We start from the raw sequence: 24,465 nt of genomic DNA, 5'->3' as shown, positions 1-24,465 counted from the left end.
GCTCCGATCGCCCGACCCATAACCGGCTAGCGCTCCGATTCGCGCGGTGAGGCGCGGACGGCGCGGTCGTAAGCCCAGGAGCGAATGTGGTCGACCTGCTCGCGCATGGTCTTCGACAACGGCACCACGGTGGCCGCGACGTTGAGCAAGTCGTTGTCGGCGAGCGGGCGATCTTCCAGGCGCGCGCTGGTCAGCGCTGAGACCACGCACTGCTCGACCTCGGCGCCGGTCCAACCCTTGGTGAACTTCTTGAGCCGATCGAGGTGAAATTGGCTGGCGTCGAGTCCGCGCTTTTGCAAGTGGATGCGGAAGATCTCGATGCGCTCGTTGTCGGTGGGCAAGTCGACGAAGAAGACCTCGTCGAAACGGCCCTTGCGGATCATCTCCGCTGGCAGCAGATCGACGCGGTTGGCGGTGGCGGCGATGAACAAGCCGCGCGCCTTCTCCTGCATCCAAGTGAGGAAGAACGCGAAGATGCGGCCGAGGTCGGCAGTGGCCTCACCGGTTTGCGCGGTGATGCCCATCTCGATTTCGTCGAACCAGACCACGGCCGGCGCCACCGCCTCGACGCTGCGGCAGGCTTCGACAAAGGCGCCGTCGGGGCTGCCGTGGCGCCCGGAGAAGATTTCGATCATGTCGATGCGGTAGAGCGGCAACTCGAAGCACGAGGCCACCGACTTGACGCACAAGCTCTTACCACAACCCGACACGCCCATTACCAGCAGCCCCTTGGGCACGATCTCGGCCGCGAGGCTTTCACGCTCGAGAAACAACTTGCGCCGCTCCAGCAGCCACTTCTTCAAGTACTCGAGGCCGCCGACGTGGGCGAGCTGGGTGCCATCGGCCACGTATTCGATCAGACCGCTCTTGTTGACCAGCAGCTTCTTCTCTTCGAGCAGCTGCGGCAAAGCCTCGTGGTCGAGCTTGCCCTTGACCGCGAGCGCGCGCCGCAGCGCGTGGTGGGCCTCTGCCAGAGTCAATCCTTGCAGCGCGCGGGCCATCTGGAAAAGCAGCTCCTCGCGGCTATCGACCGTCACGCCCTGCCCCGCCAGCTTGGCGCTCTGGCGCTGGAGGAAAGCGAGAAGTTCGCCGAGGTCGGGCGTGTGTAGCTCCATGAACACCAGCTGGCGGTCCAGCTCCTGAGGAATCACGCGCAACGGCGAGCTGAGGACCACGAACTTGCCGGTATCGAGACAGCACTCGTACAAGTCGCGCAGGCGGCGGCGGATATCGGCGGCGTCACGCAGGAACTCGTGAAAGTCCTTGAGATGGAAGATGGCGGGCGCATCGTGGGTAGCAATGAAGTCGAGTACGCCGCGAGCGCTCAGCGGCTCGGTGGTAGCCGCTGCGCCGTCGGGTCGGCGCAGTCCGTCGGTCAGGCTCCAACTCCAGATCGCCACCTCGGTGCGGAACAGCCGGCGGGCGGCGTCTGCCAGCAATTGGTGAACGCGGGCCTCCTCGGGGGAGCGGATGTAGATCAGCGGCCGTCCCGCCTGGATGAGTTCCTTGAGGGCGACATAGGCACGGCTTTCGGGCTCGATGCTGGGATGGTCTGTGTTCACTTCAACTCCGTCGTTGCTCCGGCGTGGTACGCGAATTTGACGCCGGCTATTCCAAGGCATTCATCCGGTCCGTGGCCGGCGTGCAGGCGCGGCTCTTCCGCGAGCGCAGCCTGCGGTTTCGGGTTACCCACGGCCGGAACTATACCTCAACTGCGCTCGATCGGAAAAGCGCCGCGCGCCGCCCGGGCGGGCGAATTTGTCGCGGGCGGCATCTTCCTGAAGGCGGCGGGAACGGATATTCTTGGGCTGTGGCCGGAGCAATCTACCGACTCGTGGAAGCGCTCTCGCCAACTCCGGCGTATGCACTTGTGATTGTGCCCCACTGTGATGATGCCGATTACTACTGCGGCGGCATGCTCGCCGGCTGGGCTGCCCAGGGCCGTCGAGTGGTGCTGGCGGTGCTGACAGATGGAGCGAAGGGTACGATGGACCTGCAGCAGCCGCCGGCCGAGCTCACCGCGCAACGCCGGGCTGAGCAGAGACGCGCTGCGGCGCATCTCGGGCTGGCGGCGGTGGAGTTCTTGGCGTACTCGGAAGGCGAAGTCGACAACAGCCCGCCGCTGCGGCGCGACCTCGTGCGCCTGATTCGGCGCCACCGCCCGGAGGTGGTCGTTACACTTGATCCGCGCGCGGACGCGGTCCCCCCGGGTGGTATCAACCACCCCGATCATCGCAATACCGGCCGCGCCACACTCGACGCGATCTATCCCGCCGCTCACATGCCTACCTTCTTCCCCGAGCTGCTGGCCGAGGGACTCCAGCCACACCATGCGGCCGAGGTTTTGCTTGCCGCCACTGATACAGCTGACGAATACGTCGACGTCAGTACCACGCTCGACCAGAAGATCGCCGCATTGCGCGAACACCACAGCCAGTTCGGTGACGGCGACGGGGTCGCGGCTGAGGCGCGCTTCATCGCCGAGTGGACCGGCCAGCGCTGCGCCCTAGAGCTGGCGGAGGGCTTTCGGCGGATCGTGAATTCCTGGTGACAGCGGCTGACGCTGAGGCCCGCCCTCAGTGACGGGCTGCATGATGTCGGAGGCCGGTGTATAGTGCGCCGGTAACTCGAGGTAACGATGGCGATCGAACCGTTTCAAATTCACGTACCACAGGTAGTGCTGGACGATCTCAGGGAGCGATTGGCGCGCACGCGGTTTCCCGATGAGGTCAACGACGCGCAGTGGAGCTACGGCACCGACCTCGCCTACCTCAAAGAGCTGGTGGAGTACTGGTACAAGCATTACGACTGGCGTGCCGCCGAGCGTGCGCTCAACACCTGGCGCCACTTCCGCGCGCCGGTGGGTGATCTCGGCCTGCACTTCATCCGCCAACGCGGTGTCGGCCCCAAGCCGCTGCCGCTGCTGTTGCTCCACGGCTGGCCGGGCTCGATCGCCGAGTTCGCCAAGATCATCGGCCCGTTGACCGATCCGGCGCGTCACGGTGGCGACCCCGCCGATGCTTTCGACGTGGTGGCGCCGTCGCTGCCGGGTTACGGCTTCTCCGATCGTCCGCGCCAACCCGGTATGCATCCGGGAAAAATGGCGGACGTCTTCGCCGAGCTCATGGGGCAACTGGGCTACGACCGCTTTGCCGCCCAGGGCGGCGACTGGGGCGCGATCATCGCCACCTGCCTTGCCCACCAGCATCCGGCGCGCCTAGCGGGCATCCATCTCAACATGGTCGCGGTGATGCCGCCCGACGAAGCTAATCCCACCGCCGGCTTGTCGGAGGCAGAGTTGGTCAAGCTGATGGAGATGCAACGCTTCCTCAATGAAGGAGCGGGGTACCAAAGCATACAGGGAACCAAACCGCAGACTCTGGGGTATGCGCTCAACGATTCCCCTGCCGGCTTGGCGGCCTGGATCGTCGAGAAGTTCCGCGCCTGGACCGACTGCGACGGCGACGTCGAGCGCCGGCTGAGTAAGGACGAGATGTTGACCAACATCACCCTGTACTGGGTAACGCAAACCGCGGTGTCGTCGGCGCGGCTCTACTACGAAGCTCGCACTGCCGGCCTGTTTCCGCCCCGCGGCATACGGGTCGAGGTCCCGACCGGATGCGCGATCTTTCCCCGCGAGCTGTTCCGCCCGCCGCGGGCCTGGGCCGAACATGCTTTCAATGTGCAGCGTTGGACCGAATTCGACACCGGCGGTCACTTCGCTGCGCTCGAAGAGCCCGAGGCCCTGGTAGCCGACGTCCGCGCTTTCCTCCGCCCGCTACGCTGAGCGATGGTGCCCAGATGGGCGCTCTTCAGCTCTTGCCGGCGAGATAGTCAGCGAGCACGCCGCGGCGGTGTTCGTCGTCGTGGCAATCGGCGCAGAGGTTTTCCCAGTTGGAGCCGTCCGGCGGATTGTGATCATGGTTACCGTCCTTGTGATGGACGGTGAGCAAGTGAAGCGTGGCGGCATCGAACTCCCGGGCGCACTTGGCGCAGATCCAGCCGTGGAGTTCGAGCGCGCGCGCGCGATAGCCCTGCATGCGGGCGGCGGCGGCCGCCTTGGCGTCGCGAATCACCGCCTCGACATCCAGCGCCGCTGCGCCGCTGCGCCGCTTCTTCGGCCGAAAGCTGTGGGTAGCCATGCCGGCATTATAGCGGCCCGGCGCCACGGGTAAATTCACCCGCCGCCTTGAGGGCACCGGTGCAATTGGGTACAGTCGGCACCCTGGAGAACACGGTGACGGCGGCGGAGGAGTTGTACAACCAAGCGGTGGACTGCGTGGCCGACGGCGACCTCGATGGTGCCATCGCCAAGTACCGCCAGGCGCTGGCGCTCGAGGCGAACTACGCTGACGCTTGGGAAGGCCTGTCGATGGCCTTAGCCGACCAGGAGAATTGGCCGGACGCCGTCGCCGCAGCCCGGCGCGTGGTCGAACTGAACCCCGACGACCAGCTGCCGTACACCAATCTCTCGCGCATCTATCAGCGCGCCGGCAACATCCCCGAGGCCGAAAGCTGGGCCGCCAAGGGGCGCGTGATCGAGTGGAAGCAACAACTCAAGGCGGGTAAACCGTAAGCACCCTCGCCGCCGGCGCAGCACGCAGCCGTCCCCGATTCCCAGTCGTCACCGCCACGACCGCACGTCGATCTCCTCGCCCGTGCGCGCGGCTTCGTAAACCGCCGCCGCCAGCCGCTGGGCCTCGACGCCGGCGCCGAGATCCGGACTCGCAGGGCGGCCGGCAAGCAACGCCTCGATGAAGCATAAGTCCTGCAACAGATAGGGGATACCGTACCAGTCGCGAAAACCGTGGTCGCGAACTCCGAGCAGGGACTCGAAACGCCGCAGCACTTCGTCAGGGCCGAGCCGTAGCTCATCGCCGTCGCCGACTTGCACGACTATGTCGCCGATCATGTCGTAGTCGCTGGCGACGAACCCCTGCTGGCAGAAGATCTCCAGCCGCCGGTTGGAATTGCGCTGAACCATGTCGTGCCAGAGGTTGAGCAGCTGGGCGCGCAGGCCGCAGTCGAACTCCAACTCCACGGCCATGAAGTCCTCGATGCCGGGATGGCCGGCGCGGTTGTGCTGCCAGGCCCGTACGCGGGCGACCGGTCCGAAAAGGACCGTGAGCAGATCAAGATCATGCACGCCGTGCTCGATCAGCGTGCCGCCGGCGCTGAGCTGGCGGTCCTTGCGCCAGGCAGTGTTGTGGCCGCCGCGGATCGGAAAACACTGATCGTCGCGGAACATCACGGCTACCGGCGTACCCATCTCGGGCTGCGCCAGCACTGCCTGCATCACGCGATAGACCGCGGAAAATCGCAACACCAAGCCGATCTGCGCGGTGATTCCGGCGCGCTGCACGGCTGCATGCAGCGCGGCAGCTTCGGCATACGACATCGCCAGCGGCTTCTCGCAAAACAGCTGCAGCTTGCGCTCGGCTGCCGCCTGTACCAGTTCGGCGTGGAACTTGGTCGGTGTGCAGATGAAGACGGTGTTAAGGTCGGCCTGCAGCAGCTCGGCCGCGTTGGCAAAGGCGTGCCGATAGCCGTAGCGCTCCTGAAACAGCGCGCGCTGCGCTGCGACCGGATCGGCCACAGCCACCAGCTCCACCTGCCCGCCCAGCCGGTCGGCGATCTGCCGCAGCATGAGCGAGTGCGTACCGCCGATGAGCCCGGCACCAATGAGGCCAATGCGAACTTGCTCCATGGCCCCGAGCACCTAACATATCGGCAACGCCGCTGTCAGCCACCGCTGTGACCGACTTAACCAGCAGGGCAGTTGCATTCTCGCACACAGCCGAGGTGAGCCGGCGAGGCGCTCATGAGGGGGCCGGGTGTACTCCGGGCCGCTGGATCGAAGATACGGGTTGGTCGCACGCCTCGCCGCGAGCCTCCGGCGTGCACCGGCGGCTGCGACGGCAAAACGGCGTGACCAACAGGCGTGGCCCCGTTCTCACGGCGTCGCCGCAGCAGGCTTTCTTCGCGCGCACCTACTACCGCCCTCGGCGACTGTCTCGCCTGCTTCTTCCGTAACCTCACGGCGGCGTCACCGTTGACGAGCTGGTGCAGGGAGTGACCATCGCTCTGGGCAATGCATAGCTCGACGACTGCCCCTCGCTCGACTCCAGCGGCGGCGTTGTTCACCGCACGCATGAATCCTTCGCCGTGTTAGGCGGCCGAGGATCAAGACTGGAAACGAAGCCCGCAAAAGGACTTGCTTGAACACGTCACATCGCCTCGGAGCACCGCGCGTCGCTGTCCGATGCAAGCTCGGCAGGTCGATAGACCCCTACTGGGCTTTGTGCTACCCGTTCTGTGTGATGCAATACCGACCTGGCATTTCTTCGAGAGGGCCGCAGTCCGGCCCGCCCAGCCTTAGCCGGGATCACCGGCGCTCCAAGCCGGTGTCCTCACCGGCGTGGTCCCTTAGGGCGAGCTTGCGGCTGGGCGCGGCGTTGGGCGCCGTGCTGACTCTGGCTGGCTGCGCCGCGATGCGCGGATCAGTCCCATCCTCATCTCGGCGCGAGGGCTGGGATCCGGAGCTACAAGCGGAATACGCCCCGCCCAGCGCGCTGCCGCCTGAAGCCGCGGCCCTCGGCCACTTTCTGAAAGCCGAGATCGCCATCAACGAGGGCGATCTCGAACGCGGGCTGAAGGAATACGAGCGGGCGGTGGCGGCTGACCCGGGCACGGCCATGCTGCGGGTGCGCTTGGCCACGCTCTACGTGCGCAACGGCATGCTGCCCGAGGCCACCGAGCAATGCCGGGCAGTGGTGGAACTCGACTCTCGGAACGTTGATGCCCGCATGCTGCTGGCCGGTATCGAGTCGTCGCTCGGGCACGATCAGGAAGCCACCGCCCAATACGAGGCGGTGCTGACGATTGACCCGAACCACCAAGACGCCCAGTTGTTGCTCGGTGCCATCTACGGGCAGCTGCAGCGCTACGACCGTGCTATCGAGGTGCTGCGAGGGCTGACCGATCGCAGCCCCAACTACTTCCTCGGCCATTACTATCTCGGGCGCGTGTACGCCGCCGCGCATGAGTTCGAGAAGGCCGAGCAAGCGCTGCGGGCCGCCGCCAGGCTCAACCCGCAGTCCGAGTTGGTACTGGTTGACCTCGGGCTACTTTACGAGGCGCAGAAGCAGCCCGAAAAGGCGATCGAGCACTACCAGCGCGCGCTGAGCGCGAATCCGATGAGCAAGGTGGCACGCAAGCGCCTGGGCGGTGTCTACGTCGGCCAGAAGCGCCTCGAAGAAGCACTGACGCAGTTTCAAGAGCTGGAGAAGATCGAAGAGAACCCGCAGGAGACCCGCGCCAAGATCGGCCTGATCTATTTCGAGCGCGACGATTACGATCGGGCGATCACCGAATTCACGCTCGTGCTCGCCGCCGAACCCGACAACCACCGCGTGCGCTATTACCTCGCCTCGGTGTTCGGCGAAATGAAGCTCTACGACCGCGCGGTGGAGGAGTTCGACCGCATCCCGGCCGACAGCGAGTTCTACCCCGACGCGCGCATCCACATCGCTTACATTCGCCAACAAGCCGGCCGCCTCGACGACGCGATCACCGAAGCCAAGCGCGCCGTCAGCGTGCGCCCGGACAACAGCGATCTGGTGGGCTTCCTGGCCTCGCTCTATCGCGAAAAGGGCGCCCTCACCGACGCCATCGAGCTGCTCGAGCAGCTGGTCGCGAGTAACCCGATCAACGACAAGTATCTCTTCCAACTGGGCGCGCTCTACGACGAGGCGGGACGCAAGGAAGAGGCCATCGCCACCTTGCGCAAGACCCTCGAGATCAACGCTCAGCACGCGCAAGCGCTCAACTACCTCGGTTACACTTACGCTGATCTCGGCACCAACCTCGACGAAGCCGAGAGTCTGATTCGCCGCGCCTTGGCCGTCAGCCCCGACGACGGCTTCTTCCTCGACAGTCTCGGCTGGGTCTTCTACCAACGCGGCAACTACGATGCCGCGGTCGAGCAGCTCGAGCGCGCGGTCGAGCGCGCCAGTGATGACGCTACGATTCTGGAGCATCTCGGCGACGCCTACCGCCAGATCGGCCGCGTCGCTGAGGCGCTCAAGGCCTACCGCGACGCCCTCGACCGCGCCAAGGAAGCCGATCGCCAGCGGGTGCGCGACAAGATCAACATCCTGCAAGGCAACAACCACCAAGGCGAGAGGGGCTCGTGAATGCCGTAGCCCGCCCGGGCGCCTTCGGGGCCGCCGTGGGGCTGGTAGTGCTGATCTTGGTCGCCGGTTGTGCGCCGGCGCGACCACTAGTTCCGCGCCGGTTCACTGGGCCGTTACCGGAGGCGGCGACTTTGGCGGCGGCGGTGCAACAACAACGGCATGCCCGCTCCGGCCTGCGCGCCCTGGCGCGCTTCGTTTATGAGGGGCCGGAGCAGCAGCGCCGCGCGCGCCAGGTGCTGGCCGTCGAGCGCCCGCAGCGACTGCGCCTTGAGGTGCTCTCGCCCTTCGGCTCGGTGTTCGTACTGGCCGCCGATAACGGCGAACTGGCCGCGTACGTGCGCAGCGAATCGACCGTCTATCGCGGCCAGGCCACGCCCGCCAACTTGGAGCGCTTCGCCCATGTGCACCTCGAAGTGTCCGATGCCGTCGAGCTGTTACTCGGCACCCCTCCCGTACGCGCCGTGCAAGACGAAAGCGTTTCCTTCGACAGCCAAGCCGGCTTGCTGCGCCTGTGGCGCCGGCAGGACGCCGGCGCGCAGGTGATTTGGTTCAACGAGGCCTTGCAAGCGGTGGCCACCGAGGAGCGCGCAGCTGACGGCCTGGTACTGTGGCGCGCGCGTTTCGCTGCCTTCGGTGCCGAGCACGCCGGCATGCCGGCGCACATCGACCTCGAGCTGCCGGCCGAGCAACGCCGGGTGAGCTTGGAGTTGAGCGACATCGAGGTGAACCCCGCGCTCACCGCCGCCTTGTTCAACTTCACCACCCCGTCCGGCGTTCAAGACGTGCAGCTCGAAGACATCGTCAGTGCCGAGCGCCGTCCGGGGGCGGGTTGGTGAAGCCCGCGGCGCGTATTGTCGGGTTGCTTGCGGCGCTGGCCTTGCTCGCCGGCTGCCAGCAACCGCAATCCGAGCCGGCAGCAACCACACCGGCGAGCACCGCCGCGCTCACCCCGGCCGCCAAGCGCGAGCAGCGCCTGACCACCGGCACCATCAGCGACCCCAAGACCTTCAACCCCATCATGGTCACCGACAGCGCTTCTGGCGTGGCCCTCGGCGACATCTTCGAGGGTCTGGTGCGCCTCAATCCGAAGACCACCGAAGTCGAGCCGCTGCTGGCCGAGCGCTGGGAATACAACGGCGACGGCACGGTCTGCACCTTCCATCTGCGCCGCGACGTGCGCTGGCACGACGGCCGGCCGTTCACCGCGCGCGATGTCGTGTTCACCTTCAAGACCATCTTCGACGAACGGGTTCCGAACAGCACCAAACACGTGCTCACCATCGACGGCAAGCCGCTCAAGGTCGAGCAGGTCGATGATCACACCGTCCGCTTCGTGTTGCCACAGCCGTTCGCCCCCCTGCTCAATTCCATCGGCAGCGAGATCATCCCCGAGCATATCCTGGGCGAAGCACTCGCCAAGAGCACCTTCGCACAGCAATGGGGCATCGACACGCCACCGGAGAAGCTCGTCGGCACCGGCCCCTACCGCATGACCCAGTACGTTGCCGCGCAGTACATCCGCTTCCGGCGCAACCCGGACTATTGGAAGCGCGACGAACAGGGCCAGGTCCTGCCCTATCTGGAAGAGCAGACGCTGCTGATCGTGCCTAACCAGGACACGCTCTACCTCAAGTTCCTCGCCGGACAGACCGACATCCATTACCCGCGCCCAGAGGAAATCGGCGATCTTCAAGCCAAGAGCCAGCAGCTCGCCTTCGCCGTCAACGAGATCGGCATCGACACCGGTACGCTGTTCGTCACCTTCAACCGCAACCCCCGGCACTACGAAGCCGGCGGCAAGCGCAACCCACGCTTGCACTGGTTCACGGACCAGCACTTCCTCCAGGCCATTGCTCACGCGATCGACAAGAAATCGATGATCCTCAACTGCTTCAACGGTTACGGCGTGCCGGCGGTAGCCGACATCTCGCCGGAGAACAAGCTGTTCCACAACCCCAATTTGAAGGACCGCGAGTACAGCCTCGATCAGGCCCGCCGCCTGCTGGCCGAGGGCGGCTACACTGACCGCAACGGCGACGGCGTCATCGAAGACCGCGAGGGCACGCCGCTGGAGTTCTCGCTCTACACCAATAGCGGCAACCAGGTCCGCGAGAAGATGTGCTCCATCCTCAAGGAAGACTGGACCAAGCTGGGCATGAAGGTGAACTACCGCCCGCTGGAGTTCACCGCGCTGGTGGAGACGCTCGAACACACCTTGGACTGGGATGCGATCCTGATCGGCTTTACCGGCGGCGTCGAGCCGCACAACGGCGCCAACTTGCTGCGCTCGAGCGGCAACCTGCACCTATGGAACCCCAACCAACCCAAGCCGGGCACCGAATGGGAGCGCACCATCGATGAGTTGGTGGAGCGCGGCGCGCGCGAGTTGGACGTCGAGAAGCGCCGGCAGCTGTACTGGCAGATCGAAGAAATCCTCCACCGTGAGCTGCCGATGATCCAGACCGTGCGCGAGCGCCGCTTCAATGCCGTGCGCAACTACGTGCAGAACTACGACCAGCACGTCTGGGGCTTGTATCGCCCCGAGCGCATCAGCATCGCGCAATGATGGGTGCCTACCTGGCGCGCCGCCTGGCGCACATGGTTCCGCTGCTGCTCGGGATCACGTTCCTCTCCTTTCTCGTGATCAGTCTCGCGCCCGGGGACTTTTTCAGCACGCTGAAGATGAACCCGTCGATTCGGCCCGAAACCATCGCCGAACTCCAGCGCCAGTTCGGCTACGGCGACCCGCTGCTCGTGCGCTACGTCAAGTGGCTGTGGCGGGCACTCCATCTCGACCTCGGCATTTCGGTGGCCTACCGCGTCAACGTCGCCGATCTCATCGGTGCCCGCGTGCTCAACACCGTCATCCTGGCGGTGACCAGCATGACCTTCACCTGGAGCCTGGCGATTCCCATCGGCATCATGGTGGCGTTGCGGCCCGAGTCTCTAACCGACCGGGTGCTGTCGTTCCTGGCGTTCTTCGGCATGTCGCTGCCGAATTTCTTTCTCGCCTTCTTGCTGATGTTCGCGGCGCTGCAGACCGGCTGGTTTCCCATCGGCGGCAGCACCTCGCTCGACTACGACAACCTCAGCGCCGGCGGCAAGCTCCTCGATCGCCTGAATCACTTGGTGCTGCCGGTGATCGTACTCGGCACCAGCGGCATGGCCAGCCTGATGCGGCTGATGCGGGCCAACATCCTCGAGATGCAGCGCGCCGACTTCCTCTTGACGGCGCGCGCCAAGGGGCTGCCGGAGCGCGTGGTGGTGCTCAAGCACATCTTGCGCAACGCCCTCAATCCCTTTGTGACGTTGGCCGGCTACGAGTTGGGCAACCTGCTCGGCGGTGCCGCGCTGGTCGAGGCGGTGATGAACCTCCAGGGTCTCGGCACCCTGATGCTCGACGCCGTGCGCTCGATCGACACCTACCTGGTGATGGCCTCGGTGCTGATCGGCTCGTTGCTGCTGCTGCTGGGCAATCTCGCTGCCGACCTGGCCCTCACGCTGGTCGATCCGCGCATCGACTTCCGCCGGCTGGAAGCCGGCAGGTGAGCCATGCCAGCCGCGCGTGCCCGCCGTTCGTTGCCTGGGCTGGTGGTGCTGGCCAGTGCCGCTGTGCTCGCGGTGTTGTATCTGAGCGCCGCCGCCGCGCCCTGGGTGGCGCCGTACGACTACACCGAGCAGAACCGCAGCTTTCCCAACTGCCCGCCGTCGTTGTGGCGAATCAACCCGCCCGGGCAATGGCACGAGTCGCTCTTCTATACTCACGCCTACGAACTGGTCGATCCGATGCGGCGCCGTTACCAAGCCAAGGCCGAAGAGCGCGTGCCCATCCTGCTGTTTCATCAAGGTCATCTCTTCACCACGACGGCGGGGGGTCCGAAATTCTTTCTGCTCGGCACCGATAGCCTCGGCCGCGATCTGTTCTCTCGCATCGTGCACGGCGGGCGCGTTAGCCTCACCGTCGGCATCGTCGGCGTGTTGATCACCTTCTCACTCGGCACGCTGATCGGCAGCTTCGCCGGCTATCTCGGCGGCTGGGCCGACAACCTCATCATGCGCTTGGTGGAGATCGAAATGTCGCTGCCGTCGTTCTACTTCCTGCTGGCGCTGGCGGCGGTGATTCCGGGCTGGTTGTCGCCGGCGGCGCGGTTCTTCTTGATTGTGGCGATCATGAGCCTGATCAATTGGGCCGGCTTTGCCCGCATCGTTCGCGGCATGGTGTTGTCGTTGCGCGAGCGCGAATACGTCGTCGCTGCGCGCGCGCTCGGCGCCGGCCACTGGCGCATTGTTACTCGCCACCTCATCCCGGGCACTTTCAGTTACGCGGTCGTCGCCGCCACCCTGAGCATCCCCGGCTTCATTCTCGGCGAGAGCGCGTTGTCGCTGCTCGGCCTCGGTATCCAGGAGCCGGGAGCGAGCTGGGGCAACCTGCTCGCCGAAGCCCAGAACGTGCAGAATCTCACCAAGTATCCCTGGATCCTCGCACCCGGCGTCTTCATCTTCAGCGCCATCATGGCCTTCAATTTCCTCGGCGACTACCTCCGCGACCAGCTCGACCCGCGGGCGCTGCAGCGCTGAGCCGGGCCGAGGCCGGGGCGGTTTCCCTGCCGGCCGATTTTTGGCAAAAGGGGCGCTGAAGTTAACGCTTGTTAGCAGACAGGAGAGCCGAATGATTCTCGATCGCTTTCGCTTGACCGATAAGGTCGCCATCGTAACCGGCGCCAGCGCCGGCATCGGCCGCGGCAGCGCGCTGGCCCTGGCCGAAGCCGGGGCCCACGTGGTCTGTGCCGCCCGCACGCCGGAACGGCTGGAGCAGGTGGCGGCGGAAATCCGCGCCCGCGGCACCCGCCCGCTGATCGTACCCTGCGACGTCAATGACACCGCCCAAGTCGAGCAAGTGGTAGCACGGGCAGTGGCCGAGTTCGGCCGGATCGACATCGTCGTGAACAACGCCGGCGGTACCCCGCCGACGGCGGCGCTCGATTTGACTGTCGCCGATTTCGAGGCCGCATTTCATTTCAACGTCACCTCGGCCTTCTTGCTGACGCGCCTAGCAGTGCCGCACATGGTCAAGCACGGCGGCGGCGCGGTGGTGAACATTTCGAGCGCGCTGGCGCACCTGGTCGACGTCGGCTTCGTCGCCTACGGCACGGCCAAGGCCGCGCTCTCACACATGACCAGACTGCTGGCGCACGAGTTCGCCCCGCACGTGCGCGTCAATGCGCTCGCGGTCGGTGCTACCGAGACCGATGCCCTGTCGCCTTTTCTCGATGCCGCCGAGGGCCTGCGCCAGCAGATGATCGCCCTCACGCCGATGGCGCGCCTGGGCACGCCGGAGGACGTCGCCTGCGCCGTGCTCTACCTCGCTTCGCCCGCCGGCAGTTGGGTGACCGGCAAGGTCTTCGAGGTCGACGGCGGCACTATCGCCTCGAATTGGCCGGTCAAGATGCCGACCGGGCTGTAAGGCAAGACCAGCGCCCAGAGGGTGGAGCAAAGCGCCATGAGTTACCGCGTCATTCAGTGGGGCACCGGCAATGTGGGCATGTTCACGCTGCGGTGCATCATCGAGCATCCGGAGCTGGAGCTAGCCGGCGTCTGGGTCCACAGCACCGCCAAGGCCGGCCGCGACGCCGGTGAGCTGTGCGGTCTCGCCCCAGCCGGCGTGCGCGCCAGCAACGATATCGAGGCCATGCTCGCGCTGCCGGCGGACTGTGTCTGCTACACCGCCACCGCCGATCTGCGGCCGTTCGAGGCGGTGCAGGAGATCTGCCGCATTCTGGCCGCGGGCAAGAACGTGGTCTCGTGCTCGGTGGTGCCGCTGGTGCACCCGCAGTCGTTTATCCCCGAGTTGCGCGCGCAGCTGGCCGAGGCCTGCCGCCAAGGCAGCAGCTCCTTCTTCACCTCCGGCATCGATCCCGGCTTCGCCAACGATCTGCTGCCGCTCACCTTGAGCGGCGTTTGCGGGCACTGGCAGGAAGTACGGGTGCAAGAGATCATCAACTACGCCACCTACAATCAACCCCAGGTGCTCTTCGACACCATGGGTTTTGGAAAGCCACTCGAGGACATGCCGCTGTTGCTGACCCCGGGCACGCTCGAGTTCGGTTGGGGCGGCACCATCCGCCTGCTCGCCGACGGACTCGGCGTCACCCTTGACGACATCACCGCGGGCTACGAGAAGTGCCCTGCAGTCAAGCCACTGCGGGTTTGTGGGCGCACGGTGGAGCCGGGCACAATGGCGGCTCTGCGCTTCGAAGTGCGCGGCATCGTCGGCGGCCGGCCGGCGATCGTCGTCGAGCACGTCACTCGACTTGACGATGACCTGGCCCCGCATTGGCCGCGCGGCAACGGCAGCTACCGCGTGATGATCAAGGGCTTCCCTTCGCTGCGCTGCGAGTTTGAGTTCGAGGACGAGCGTGGCGACCATGCCGTTGGCGGCGTGATTCTCACCGCCACCCGCATCGTCAACGCCGTTCCCGCCGTCTGCACCGCCGCCCCGGGCCTGTTGTCCATGCTCGACTTGCCGCTGATCACCGCTCGCGGGCTCTACCGGCCCCCGCGTTGACCCACTTCCGGCCGATCAGAGAGCGCGCCCTACTCACGCACTCCCAGTGCTTCGTAGGCCGTGCGTTTGGCCCAGCGGTAGTCGGCTTTGCCCGCGGGGCTACGGACCATTTCGTCGACGAAGACGATCGCTCTGGGCAGCTTGTAGCGGCTGAGGTGACGGGCACAGAATTCGATCAGCTCCTCCTTGCCGGGCACCTCACCGGCACGCGCTTGCACCACCGCGGTCACTTGTTGCCCGAAGCGCTCACTCGGTGTGCCGACGACGACGGCATCGTAGACCGCCGGGTGGTGCTTGAGTGCCATCTCGACCTCTTCGGGATAGATCTTCTCGCCGCCGGAGTTGATGCTGACAGAGCCGCGGCCGAGCACGCTGATCGACCCGTCGGCGCCGATGGTGGCGTGGTCGCCCGGCACGGCGTAGCGTACACCGTTGATCACCGGGAAGGTCTTGGTGGTCTTGGCGGCGTCCTTAAAGTAACCCAACGGCACGTGTCCGCTGCGCGCCAGCCAGCCGCTCTCGCCGCTGCCGGGCGCAACCAGCGCGCTGAGGTCGGCCTTCAACACCACCGTCTGCTCGTTCATGCGGAAGCTGCCGGTGCTGACTTGCATCCCCTTCATGGTGATCTGCGAGCCGTGGCCCCCGGTTTCCGAGGCGCCGAAACCGTCGATGATCATGAGATGCGGAATCCGTTCGAGCAAGCTCTCTTTCAGCGCCGCAGTCAGAATGGCTCCGCCCGAGAGCAGCACGTTGAATTGCGACAGGTCGTAGGAATGCTTGGCCAGCTGATCGAGCAACGGGCGGCCGAAGGCATCGCCGACGATGGTGAGAAACGCCACCCGCTCGCGTTCGATGGTCGACCAGATGTCATGGGGATCGAGATGGTCGGGGTGATCTTGAATGATCACCGTGCCGCCTTGGTGGAAGCAGTTGAACGCCATCCAGTGGGAGGCCCCGTGCATGAACGGCGGCGCCGGCAATGCGCGCAAGCTGCCGCCCGTGGCAGCGGTTACCAGGTCTGCGAGAGATCCGACTTTGAAGCCGCCCGGGGTATCGCCGCCGAGCGCGCCGAAGAAAATGTCCTCCTGGCGCCACAGCACGCCCTTGGGCATGCCGGTCGTACCGCCGGTGTAGAGGATGTACAGATCATCGGGCGACCACGGCAACGCCAATGGCTCGGGTGAAGACTGGCGCAGCGCATCTTCATAATCGACCGCGCCTGGCAGCAGCGTGTTGCCGGATTCGTCGGCGACCTGGAGCAACACCGCCAGGTGCGGCAGCTCGCTGCGGATCTTCTGCAACCGCGGCGCAAAGCGCGCGTGATAGATCAGCGCGCGGCAATCGGCGTCGTTAAGCAGGTAAACCAGCTCGTCCTCGACGTAGCGGTAATTCACGTTGAACGGCGCCGTGCGGGCTTTGTAGCCGCCGACCATGCCTTCGAGGTACTCGTTGCCGTTGTGCAGATAGAGGCCGAGGTGGTCCTGGCCCGACTCGAAGTTGCGCAGCCCCGCCCGCTCCTGGTGGCAGCCGAGGCCACGCCCGTGCAGGTAATGGCCGAGGCGGCGGGTGCGTTCGGCGAATTCCCGCCAGCTGAAGCGCCGATTGTGAAAGACGATGCACTCGCGCTCGGGAATGGCGGCGGCGATCGCCTCGTTGATCGCGGCAAGGTTGAATCCGGACATGATCACACTCCGTGCGCAGTTCGTCTGCCAGGATTACCGGCTGAAGGCAACTCGGCGCCGGCGGGCCTGCCCGTTGAGCCGCGGGAACGGATTCGATATGCATGGCCCGGCTGAGGCGAGCCTCGGCACGAAAGAGAGCGAGGCCAATGGGACTTAAGAGCGGAGACAAGGCGCATTACTACCGGCGGCGGCGCAAGCGCAACTTGCGGCGGGTGCGCATGCGCGCCCTGCGTGCCGAGCTGCAAGGCCGCAAGACCGCGCCGCCGGCAGCCCCGCCGCCGCAACCGGCGTGAGTCACGCGCCTTGCTCGGCGCGCCGTTAGTAACCGAGCTAGCCCGCGCGGTACCGCCACGGCGCTGCGCGAGCCGAAGGCAGTGACCGCGCTACCCCGGAGGCCTTCTCGGCCCTGAGAGCGCCGAACACTTTTCGCCCCGCTGGCGTTGGTCTTGGACGCTGGCCGGGCGTTTGCTCAGGCTACAGCAACGGGGCTCGGTTTTGCCCCGACGATCCGGTCAGAGGAACACGAGCGTATGGCTGCACCCGCAGAAATCCGCCGCGTGGGCGAAGGCGTCTGGGAGCTGCCGCCGGCATTCCGCCCGGGGATGCGGGTACCGGTGCGCATCTTCGCCACCGCCGCCCTGCTCGAGGCGATGGACGACCAGGTCTTCAAACAGGCCGCCAACGTGGCCACCTTGCCGGGCATCATCGGCTACAGCTTCGTGATGCCCGATGCGCACTGGGGTTACGGCTTTCCCATCGGCGGCGTTGCCGCCATGGATCCCGACACCGGCGTGATCTCACCCGGAGGCATCGGCTTCGATATCAACTGCGGCATGCGGCTGGCGCTGACCAACCTCACACTTGAAGAGGTGCAACCGAAACTGCGCCAGCTGGTCGACGCCCTCTACGAGCGCGTGCCGTCCGGGGTCGGGTGCAAGGGTTTCGTCAAGCTGTCGAAGTCTGAGTTCACCGAGGTGGTCGAGCAAGGCGGGCGCTGGTGCATTCGCAATGGCTACGGCTGGGAGGAAGACCTCGAGCGCACCGAGGAGCACGGCTGCCTGAGCGGGGCCAACGCCGCCTGCGTCAGTCCGCGCGCCATCGAGCGCGGGCTTCATCAGATCGGCACCCTCGGTTCCGGCAATCACTACTTGGAGATCCAGGTGGCGCGCCCGGAGCATGTGGCGGATCAGGCGCTGGCCGCCAAGCTCGGCATCACGCAACCAAACCAGATCGCGGTCATGTTTCACTGCGGCAGCCGCGGCTTCGGGCACCAGGTGGCGAGCGACTACTTGCAAACGTTCTTACACGCCATGAGCAACAAGTACGGCCTCGAGATCATCGATCGCGAGCTCGCCTGCGCGCCCTTTCGCTCGGAGGAAGGGCAGAGCTACTTCGCGGCCATGCAGTGCGCGGCCAACATGTCGTTCGCCAATCGCCAGGTAATTCTCCACCGCGTCCGTGAGGTATTCAGCAGCGTGTTCCATCGCGACGCCAAGGATCTCGGCCTACGGCTGCTCTACGACGTCGCCCACAACACCGCCAAGCTGGAAACCCACGTGGTCGACGGCCGGCGCCGCCAGTTGCTGGTTCATCGTAAGGGCGCCACCCGCGCCTTCGGCCCGGGCATGCCCGGAGTGCCGCCGGAATACCAGCGCCTCGGCCAGCCGGTGATCATCGGCGGCAGCATGGAGACCGGCTCGTACCTGCTGACCGGTCTCGCCAGCGGCAGCGAGTCGTTCTTCAGCACCGCCCACGGCAGCGGTCGCACGATGAGCCGCACCAAGGCCAAGAAAGCCTATCGCGGGCGCGACCTGCAGCGCAGCATGGAGGCGCACGGCATCTATGTGCGCACGGCCTCCTACGCCGGCCTAGCAGAGGAAGCCGGCGCCGCCTACAAGGACATCGATGCAGTGGTCGAAGCCACCGAGCTGGCCGGCTTGAGCCATCGCATCGTCCGCTTTACCCCGATCGGTAACGTCAAAGGCTGAGCGCGGCGATGCCGTACGAATACCTCGAGGAGGGCGTCACCGCCGATGTCACCTTTCACGCCTGGGGTGAGAGCTTAGATGAACTCTTTGCCGCGGCCGCCGATGCCACGGTGCGGGTCATGGTCGCCTCGCTCGATACCATCCGCCCGGCCCTCAACAAGTCGGTCCTGGTGGCGGCCGACGCGCTGGACTTGCTGCTGCTGCGCTTTCTCGACGAATTGATCTTCCTCAAGGACGCCGAAAGCGTGCTCCTGCGTGCTACCGAGGTGCACGTGCAGGCCGCCGATCACGGCCAGCAGGTGCGCGCGCGCTTCTGCGGCGAGGCCATCGACCCGGCCCGGCACGAGCTCGTCGCCGATGTCAAAGCGGTCACTTTGTACGGGCTGCGGGTGGAGCACCTCGGCTCGCTGTGGCATGCCGACGTGACGCTGGACGTGTGATACCGGCCGCCAAAGGAGCGGACATCATGCAAGAGGCGCTGTTCTGGGAGCCGCTCACCGCAGGCCGGGTGCTGTGTAACCTCTGCGCGCTTTATTGCCAAATCGCCCCGGGCCGCCGCGGCGCTTGCGGCGTGCGCGTGAACCTGGACGAGACCCTGTACACGTTGGTGTACGGTGCCGTGGTTGCGCGCCACATCGACCCGATCGAGAAGAAGCCGCTGTTCCATTTTCGCCCGGGCAGTCGCTCGTACTCGATCGCCACCGTCGGCTGCAATTTCCGCTGCCGCCACTGTCAGAACTTCGAGATCTCGCAGCAACCCAAGGGCCAGCCGCCGCCGCTACCGGAGAGCGGCGGCGTGGACCCGCAAGTGCTCTGCCTGTCGCTGCGCGACCTGGAAGCCCGTATTCCCGGGGACAGGGTGGCGCCGGAGGAGATCGTACAAGCGGCGCAGCGCAGCGGCTGCCAGAGTATCTCCTACACCTACACCGAGCCGACGATCTTCTTCGAGTTTGCTTACGACACCGCACGTTTGGCCGCGGCCGAGGACGTCGCCAATGTCTTCGTCACCAACGGCTACATCACCGAGGAAGCGCTGGCCGCCATCGCCCCCTATCTCGACGCCGCCAACATCGATCTCAAGAACTTCAATGACGCCGCCCACAAGCGCATGACCGGCGCCCGGCTCCAGCCCGTGCTCGATGCCATCCGCGCCTACCGCCGGCTCGGCGTCTGGATCGAGGTGACGACACTGGTGATTGCCGGTTACAACGACTCGCCCGAAGAACTGCGCGACATCGCCGAGTTCATCGCCGGCGTCAGCCCCGACATTCCCTGGCACGTCACGCAGTTCTACCCCACCTACCAGCTACTCGACCGCGAGCGGACGCCGCTGGCCACCCTGCGGCGGGCGCGCGACATCGGCTACGAAGCCGGCCTGCGCTACGTCTACGAGGGCAATGTGCCGGGCGAGGGCGGTGAGGATACCTACTGCCATGGTTGCCGCTCGCGGCTGATCCACCGCTACGGCTTCGAGATTCTCTCCAACCGTATCCAAGCCGGGTGTTGTCCCGACTGCGGCCTCGCCATTCCCGGCGTGGCCATGTGATGGGCTCAAGTCCGCGGCTTGCGCTTGGCGCTGGCGTAATCGCCGAACGGGTCGTCACGCTGAGCGACGGCGGCCTTGAAACCCTCCGTGATCGCCAACTCGCGCCAGGCCACCCCTTCGGGCGTGTGCCGGGCGATGCCGTCGAACACCGTGCCGATGATTTGGGTGGTGCGCAGCCCCATGTTCTCGTACTGCTGATTCACCAGCAGTTTCATCATCACCAGCTGATTGATCGGCAGCAGGGCCATGCGCTGGGCCAGCGCACCGACTTCGGCCTCGAGCTCGGCCGCCGGGACGGCCTTGTAGATCAGCCCGATACGCTCGGCCAGCGTACCATCCAGCGGATCACCCGTTAGCAGCAGCCGCTTCGCCTGCTCCATGCCGAGGCGATAGGCCCACAGGGCGGAAGTCGGCGAGCCCCACACCCGAGCGGGCGGGTAGCCGATCTGCGCATCGGCGGCCGCCACGATCAGGTCGGAGCACAGCGCCAGATCCGTGCCCCCGCCCACGCACCAGCCGTGCACCTGCGCAATCACCGGCTTGCGGCTGTGCCAAAGACTCATGAAGCGGCGGACGTTTTCCGACATCATGACGAAGTCGCGCACCGGGTCCCAGAGCTGGTGCGCGTCGCTCTGGTGTTCGACGCGCGTGCCCCAGTCGAGATCGTAGCCGGCGCAGAAAGCGCGGCCGGCGCCGCGCAGCACCAGCACGTGCACGGCGGGATCGGCGTTGGCCGCCTGAACGGCGCCTTCCAGTTCCTCCGGCAGCTCACGGTTGATCGCGTTGAGCCGCTCCGGGCGGTTGAGCGTGATCGTGGCCACGCGGCCGTCTCGCGTCAGGGTCAGGGTAGTGAACTCCATTGGGCGCCTCCTTGGCGCCATACTTAGTACACCGGTTCACAAATCCCGCAACGTCTCTTTCTCTCTTTCACGTTCTCGCTACGACGAAATAAGTGAGACTGGGTAAATGACGACCCAGCAAAGCAGCATGCAGAAGAAGGGCGCGACCGGCCCGTTCCTTGGCTTGCCGCGACCCATACCGATATAGCTCGCCTCGATGGCGGCGAGGGCGGCCGTCCCGAGAACAGTCAACGCGGCGATCAGATTGAGGATGGAGCCTGGCTGCTGAAGCAGCCTCAATCGGGTGAAGTGCCCATGCACGGCTCCAGGTCTCATTCTCCGTGTCACACCTCTGTGTTCTCGGGTGCGCTATTTTCGGTTTGGGGTTCGTTCGAAGCCTGCTCCCCGGCACCTGACACCTGCCTTTCAGCTTTGCGCTCGCTGCCAGGGTGGGGTACGAGAGGAGGCATGGCGCGCTTGCCCCGACGCGATTTGACAGAGGACCTGGCGAAGCACTTCCGCGGCACGGCGGAAGAGCGCGTGTTGCTCGCACTGCGGCTAGGCCAGGAAGGACTCGATCTGTTTCTCGCCACCTTGCCTCCCGGCACGCCGCGCGCCCGGGCAGCGGCGATCGCGCAGCGCAACACACACCGCGGCCGCCGACGTTCGATGGTGATGGAGGCCGCACGCGTGTGAATCTCTTGGTGGCCGTTCTGGGTTACCTCCACGCGCGCCACGTCCAGGCTGCGGCCATTGGGGGCGTGGCGCTGGCGGCGCATGGGATTGTGCGGGCGACGCTTGACGCGGATGTGCTGGTGACCGACCGCACCGTGTTGCACCCCGAATTCTGGGCGGCGCTCGCAACAGGGCGGGCCGAGATCCGCGAAGGGGACCTGGACGACCCCCTCGCCGGTGTGGTTCGGATCGCGGATGGATACGAACTGCTCGACGTGGTCGTGGGGAAGCACCCCTGGCAGACCCAGGTGCTCACACGCGCGGTGGCGATTACGGTTGCCGGGCACGCCGTGATGACGGTCGGATGTGCGGACTTGGTTCTGCTGAAGCTGTTTGCAGGTGGACCGCAGGATGTGGTGGATGTTCGCCTGTTGTTGGCAGCTGACGAGAGCACGCTGCGCAGCGAAGTCGAATCGCGCGTGCAGGAGCTGCCCGCGGACGCGCGCGCGTTGTGGCACGAGCTAACACGAACTTGAGGACTCCCGGACATCCCGACGCGCATGGCTGCGCCGGAGCACTTGTCGAAGTCCGTTCAGCGGACCGATCACCCGCCGCGCGCGGCGATCAGAGCGCAGCCTCCCATCCCTTGACCGACCAAGCCGAGTCGTCGTAACGCCATGCTGTGCCGACCAAGAGAGAGCGACCGGTGACCAAACAGCGCGGGGGCCGAGCGTCGTTCCGAGTCTTTATCTCCAGCACCTACCTGGACAACGCCGAGCGGCGGAAGGTCGTGCAGGATGCTGTGCTGCGCGCCGGCATGCAGCCCGTCGGCATGGAGCGCTTTACCGCCAACGAACGCCCCACAGTCGAGAAGTGCGAGGACTGGGCGCGGGAGTGCGACATCTACGTCGGGATCGTGGCGTATCGCTACGGCCGGATACCCGACGACCGTGAGGTCTCGATCACAGAGCTCGAGTACGGCGCAGCGAAGAAAGCGGGCCGGCCGCGCTTGGTGTTCGAGATCGATGGCACTGTTCCCGTTCTTCCAGACAAGGACTTCGACACCGGCCTAGACCGCTGGGACAAGCAGAAGACCCGATGGCTCGCTGAACCAATTCTCGTCACTTGTCACTGATCACGCGTCACTGCACGCACGAAACTGCCCCTGCCTGCGCCGCAGCTACGGCAGGCGGGCGAGGCCGAAGTGGGCGGAGTGGGCAAGGGCAGCACGAGGAAGAACGGCTGAACGGAGCGAGTGAGAAGAGGAGTACCGGCCGGCCTACGCTCTTCGTCGCTGCTTGCCGAAGCAGGCCTCGTCAATCTCGACATTGGCGTCCCGGTCGAAGTATTCTTCGTGGCAATCGGGACAGATCTCGCGCACGAGGTTGGGGATACGGACCCATTTGCCGGCCACGCGGGCACGAAAAGGTCGGGCGAGCCGTTCGATGCGCCGGCTGCCGCAGTTGGGGCACCGTCGGAGTTCCGTCATGTGGAGCGCTTTGCAGACACGAGAATGTAGAGCGTGTCTTGGCCGAGTTCCCTGCGAATCACGCCCTTAGTGTAGATGAGCAGGCCGTCGAAGGTAAAGCCCTCGATGACGTACAGCTTCTCGCGGCGAGCCTGGCGGAACACGCTGGTGGAGCGGAGGACCTTGGTGATCGCCGGCGCGTTCATGATCGCCGCCAGGACGTCGGTCTGCTCCAGTCCATCGCGCAAGCGCTCCATCTCGGCCTTGTGCGTGAAGCGGTAGCGGCCGAGCAAAATGAGTCGCTTGATCTTCGCCAGGTCGTTGGTCAGTGCCCCGCCCGGGATCGCTCATCGGTCATCTCTCATCCTGCAATGATCCAATCGTCAATGGCTCGATGGCTCCCGCTGGTCACTGGCAACTGGTCACTGGTCACTGATCACTGCTCTTGACTGCCCGAAGTGGGCGGAGTGGCAGAATGGGGCTCTACGCGGCACGGCGTTGCGAAAGCCGCGGCGTGCCGGCCGCGGCGCGGGTGGGCTCGATGTGCACGCGCACGGAGCCGCCGAGTGCGGCAACGACCTTGCGGAGCATGGAGAGGGAGTGGCCCTGATAATCGGCCGACTCCATCCGGCTGATCTGCTGCTGCGTCGTACCGGCCAGACGCGCCACGTCACTTTGCGTCAGGCCGCGCGCCTGACGCAGCGCTGCGAGCTGGAGGGCCACGTTCCATTCCTCTGCAGCCTGCCGATAGCGGCGGGCGAAGGAAGGGGTGCGCAACTGGCGGGCGAGGTAGCGATCAAAGTTCGTTGCTTTCTTCATCGACCGGATCTCCATTCCCACTCCGCTTTGCGGGCCAGGGCAACGCGCAGCGCTTCGGGTGGCAGTTTCTGTCCTTTGTGTCTGACGCCGTGCGCCACGATGATACGGCGCCCGTGGTGGAAGAACCAGAGTGCGCGGGTGTTGAGACGACCAAGCACGCGCAGTTCAAAGAGGCCGTGGCCGACCGGCTTCGACAGCGGCTCGCGATGGTTGTGGCGGTCGCGGAGTTTGGCCAGCCCAGCAAGCACCTTGGCGTGGACATCAGGATCAGACGCCTTGAGATCATCCAGGAACTCTTCGACCGGTGTGCGTCGATCCGCCGTCTCGTAGAATTCAACCGAGAAGTCCATTTGATGGCTACACTAATATTGGTGTGCAGGCAAGCCTGCGATCCGCCCACCGCCGGTCAACGGCCCGAGTCACGAGTGCATGACTCCCGGTGGCTGCACGGCCCTTCGTTCCCCCCACTCTTCCGACAATGGCCCAATACCCAATGGCTCGATGGCTCCCGCTGGTCACGGGCAACTGGTCACTGCTCTTGACTGCCCGAAGTGGGCGGAGTGGCCGAGGACGAGGGGCCGGAAGGAGGCGTCCGCGAAAGCGTTCAGCGCCCGCCGGCGGCGAGCTGCTTCATCTCCAGCGGGATCTCGATAGCTTTCCGATCGCGCTTGAGGAAGTTGAAGATGGC

Annotated in this window: 26 protein-coding genes; 17 read left to right on the top strand and 9 right to left on the bottom strand. The window is 65.6% G+C overall.

Annotated features, from left to right (window positions below):
• Nucleotides 1–26 precede the first annotated feature (26 nt).
• Nucleotides 27–1,622, bottom strand: a complete 1,596-nt coding sequence (locus HY699_13555) for an AAA family ATPase (protein ID MBI4516832.1) — start codon at nucleotides 1,620–1,622, stop codon at nucleotides 27–29.
• Nucleotides 1,623–1,810: 188 nt separating this feature from the next.
• Between HY699_13555 and HY699_13550 the strand changes: the two genes are divergently transcribed.
• Nucleotides 1,811–2,551, top strand: coding sequence for a PIG-L family deacetylase (locus HY699_13550; GenBank protein MBI4516831.1), 741 nt, complete (start codon nucleotides 1,811–1,813; stop codon nucleotides 2,549–2,551).
• 87 nt (nucleotides 2,552–2,638) lie between these two features.
• Complete coding sequence (locus HY699_13545) at nucleotides 2,639–3,787, top strand: alpha/beta fold hydrolase (protein ID MBI4516830.1); 1,149 nt, start codon at nucleotides 2,639–2,641, stop codon at nucleotides 3,785–3,787.
• A gap of 25 nt (nucleotides 3,788–3,812) precedes the next feature.
• Here the strand turns inward: HY699_13545 and HY699_13540 are convergent, their stop codons facing one another.
• Nucleotides 3,813–4,142, bottom strand: a complete 330-nt coding sequence (locus HY699_13540) for an HNH nuclease family protein (protein ID MBI4516829.1) — start codon at nucleotides 4,140–4,142, stop codon at nucleotides 3,813–3,815.
• A 95-nt stretch (nucleotides 4,143–4,237) separates the two neighbouring features.
• On the opposite strand from HY699_13540, the gene HY699_13535 reads away from it, so the two are divergent.
• Nucleotides 4,238–4,576: a tetratricopeptide repeat protein gene (locus HY699_13535; GenBank protein MBI4516828.1), complete on the top strand. Its 339-nt coding sequence runs from the start codon at nucleotides 4,238–4,240 to the stop codon at nucleotides 4,574–4,576.
• Between the two features lie 48 nt (nucleotides 4,577–4,624).
• Here HY699_13535 and HY699_13530 read toward each other — a convergent pair whose 3' ends face one another.
• Complete coding sequence (locus HY699_13530; GenBank protein MBI4516827.1) at nucleotides 4,625–5,707, bottom strand: Gfo/Idh/MocA family oxidoreductase; 1,083 nt, start codon at nucleotides 5,705–5,707, stop codon at nucleotides 4,625–4,627.
• Nucleotides 5,708–6,491: 784 nt separating this feature from the next.
• On the opposite strand from HY699_13530, the gene HY699_13525 reads away from it, so the two are divergent.
• The 7 genes from HY699_13525 to HY699_13495 all read left to right on the top strand — a co-directional run bounded on the left by HY699_13525 (nucleotide 6,492) and on the right by HY699_13495 (nucleotide 14,760).
• The gene (locus tag HY699_13525; GenBank protein ID MBI4516826.1) at nucleotides 6,492–8,195 is read left to right on the top strand and encodes a tetratricopeptide repeat protein; all 1,704 of its coding nucleotides are present in this window, start codon (nucleotides 6,492–6,494) and stop codon (nucleotides 8,193–8,195) included.
• Nucleotides 8,192–9,031, top strand: a complete 840-nt coding sequence (locus HY699_13520) for a DUF4292 domain-containing protein (GenBank protein ID MBI4516825.1) — start codon at nucleotides 8,192–8,194, stop codon at nucleotides 9,029–9,031. Before HY699_13525 ends, HY699_13520 begins: the two co-directional genes overlap by 4 nt.
• The gene (locus HY699_13515) at nucleotides 9,028–10,761 is read left to right on the top strand and encodes an ABC transporter substrate-binding protein (protein MBI4516824.1); all 1,734 of its coding nucleotides are present in this window, start codon (nucleotides 9,028–9,030) and stop codon (nucleotides 10,759–10,761) included. Before HY699_13520 ends, HY699_13515 begins: the two co-directional genes overlap by 4 nt.
• Nucleotides 10,761–11,744 (top strand): ABC transporter permease, encoded by a 984-nt coding sequence (locus HY699_13510; GenBank protein MBI4516823.1) that lies wholly within the window; start codon nucleotides 10,761–10,763, stop codon nucleotides 11,742–11,744. Before HY699_13515 ends, HY699_13510 begins: the two co-directional genes overlap by 1 nt.
• Before the next feature lie 3 nt (nucleotides 11,745–11,747).
• The gene (locus HY699_13505; protein MBI4516822.1) at nucleotides 11,748–12,773 is read left to right on the top strand and encodes an ABC transporter permease; all 1,026 of its coding nucleotides are present in this window, start codon (nucleotides 11,748–11,750) and stop codon (nucleotides 12,771–12,773) included.
• A gap of 91 nt (nucleotides 12,774–12,864) precedes the next feature.
• Complete coding sequence (locus HY699_13500; protein MBI4516821.1) at nucleotides 12,865–13,659, top strand: glucose 1-dehydrogenase; 795 nt, start codon at nucleotides 12,865–12,867, stop codon at nucleotides 13,657–13,659.
• A 36-nt stretch (nucleotides 13,660–13,695) separates the two neighbouring features.
• Nucleotides 13,696–14,760 carry a diacylglycerol kinase gene (locus tag HY699_13495; GenBank protein MBI4516820.1) on the top strand — a complete coding sequence of 355 codons (1,065 nt, stop codon included), beginning with the start codon at nucleotides 13,696–13,698 and terminating at the stop codon, nucleotides 14,758–14,760.
• A 29-nt stretch (nucleotides 14,761–14,789) separates the two neighbouring features.
• Here the strand turns inward: HY699_13495 and HY699_13490 are convergent, their stop codons facing one another.
• Nucleotides 14,790–16,442, bottom strand: a complete 1,653-nt coding sequence (locus HY699_13490) for an acyl-CoA synthetase (protein MBI4516819.1) — start codon at nucleotides 16,440–16,442, stop codon at nucleotides 14,790–14,792.
• A gap of 146 nt (nucleotides 16,443–16,588) precedes the next feature.
• Between HY699_13490 and HY699_13485 the strand changes: the two genes are divergently transcribed.
• The 4 genes from HY699_13485 to amrS all read left to right on the top strand — a co-directional run bounded on the left by HY699_13485 (nucleotide 16,589) and on the right by amrS (nucleotide 19,976).
• The gene (locus HY699_13485) at nucleotides 16,589–16,735 is read left to right on the top strand and encodes a hypothetical protein (GenBank protein ID MBI4516818.1); all 147 of its coding nucleotides are present in this window, start codon (nucleotides 16,589–16,591) and stop codon (nucleotides 16,733–16,735) included.
• A gap of 237 nt (nucleotides 16,736–16,972) precedes the next feature.
• Nucleotides 16,973–18,430, top strand: coding sequence for an RtcB family protein (locus HY699_13480; protein ID MBI4516817.1), 1,458 nt, complete (start codon nucleotides 16,973–16,975; stop codon nucleotides 18,428–18,430).
• An 8-nt stretch (nucleotides 18,431–18,438) separates the two neighbouring features.
• Nucleotides 18,439–18,870: an archease gene (locus tag HY699_13475; GenBank protein MBI4516816.1), complete on the top strand. Its 432-nt coding sequence runs from the start codon at nucleotides 18,439–18,441 to the stop codon at nucleotides 18,868–18,870.
• A gap of 26 nt (nucleotides 18,871–18,896) precedes the next feature.
• Entirely contained in the window at nucleotides 18,897–19,976 is a 1,080-nt protein-coding gene (gene amrS / locus HY699_13470; protein ID MBI4516815.1) for an AmmeMemoRadiSam system radical SAM enzyme, read from the top strand.
• A gap of 5 nt (nucleotides 19,977–19,981) precedes the next feature.
• Here amrS and HY699_13465 read toward each other — a convergent pair whose 3' ends face one another.
• Complete coding sequence (locus HY699_13465; protein MBI4516814.1) at nucleotides 19,982–20,836, bottom strand: crotonase/enoyl-CoA hydratase family protein; 855 nt, start codon at nucleotides 20,834–20,836, stop codon at nucleotides 19,982–19,984.
• Nucleotides 20,837–21,283: 447 nt separating this feature from the next.
• Between HY699_13465 and HY699_13460 the strand changes: the two genes are divergently transcribed.
• The 3 genes from HY699_13460 to HY699_13450 all read left to right on the top strand — a co-directional run bounded on the left by HY699_13460 (nucleotide 21,284) and on the right by HY699_13450 (nucleotide 22,625).
• A complete protein-coding gene (locus tag HY699_13460; GenBank protein ID MBI4516813.1) occupies nucleotides 21,284–21,511 on the top strand; it encodes a hypothetical protein in 228 nt (75 codons plus the stop codon).
• Nucleotides 21,508–22,026, top strand: coding sequence for a hypothetical protein (locus HY699_13455; protein ID MBI4516812.1), 519 nt, complete (start codon nucleotides 21,508–21,510; stop codon nucleotides 22,024–22,026). The genes HY699_13460 and HY699_13455 overlap by 4 nt, the downstream gene beginning before the upstream one ends.
• Nucleotides 22,027–22,196: 170 nt before the next feature.
• Nucleotides 22,197–22,625: a DUF4062 domain-containing protein gene (locus tag HY699_13450; GenBank protein MBI4516811.1), complete on the top strand. Its 429-nt coding sequence runs from the start codon at nucleotides 22,197–22,199 to the stop codon at nucleotides 22,623–22,625.
• 144 nt (nucleotides 22,626–22,769) lie between these two features.
• Here HY699_13450 and HY699_13445 read toward each other — a convergent pair whose 3' ends face one another.
• The 4 genes from HY699_13445 to HY699_13430 form a co-directional block, all read right to left on the bottom strand.
• Complete coding sequence (locus HY699_13445) at nucleotides 22,770–22,979, bottom strand: YgiT-type zinc finger protein (protein ID MBI4516810.1); 210 nt, start codon at nucleotides 22,977–22,979, stop codon at nucleotides 22,770–22,772.
• On the bottom strand, nucleotides 22,976–23,251 hold the full coding sequence (locus tag HY699_13440; GenBank protein MBI4516809.1) for a hypothetical protein: 276 nt from the start codon (nucleotides 23,249–23,251) through the stop codon (nucleotides 22,976–22,978). The genes HY699_13445 and HY699_13440 overlap by 4 nt, the downstream gene beginning before the upstream one ends.
• A 190-nt stretch (nucleotides 23,252–23,441) precedes the next feature.
• A complete protein-coding gene (locus tag HY699_13435; GenBank protein MBI4516808.1) occupies nucleotides 23,442–23,777 on the bottom strand; it encodes an XRE family transcriptional regulator in 336 nt (111 codons plus the stop codon).
• A complete protein-coding gene (locus tag HY699_13430; GenBank protein ID MBI4516807.1) occupies nucleotides 23,774–24,127 on the bottom strand; it encodes a type II toxin-antitoxin system RelE/ParE family toxin in 354 nt (117 codons plus the stop codon). Before HY699_13430 ends, HY699_13435 begins: the two co-directional genes overlap by 4 nt.
• Between the last annotated feature and the right edge of the window lie 338 nt (nucleotides 24,128–24,465).

It is taken from the genome of Deltaproteobacteria bacterium, from assembly GCA_016210005.1.
GTDB lineage: Bacteria > Desulfobacterota > Binatia > HRBIN30 > JACQVA1 > JACQVA1.
The sequence above is the reverse complement of the archived record's forward strand: the minus strand, read 5'-3'. Positions and strand labels throughout refer to the sequence as shown.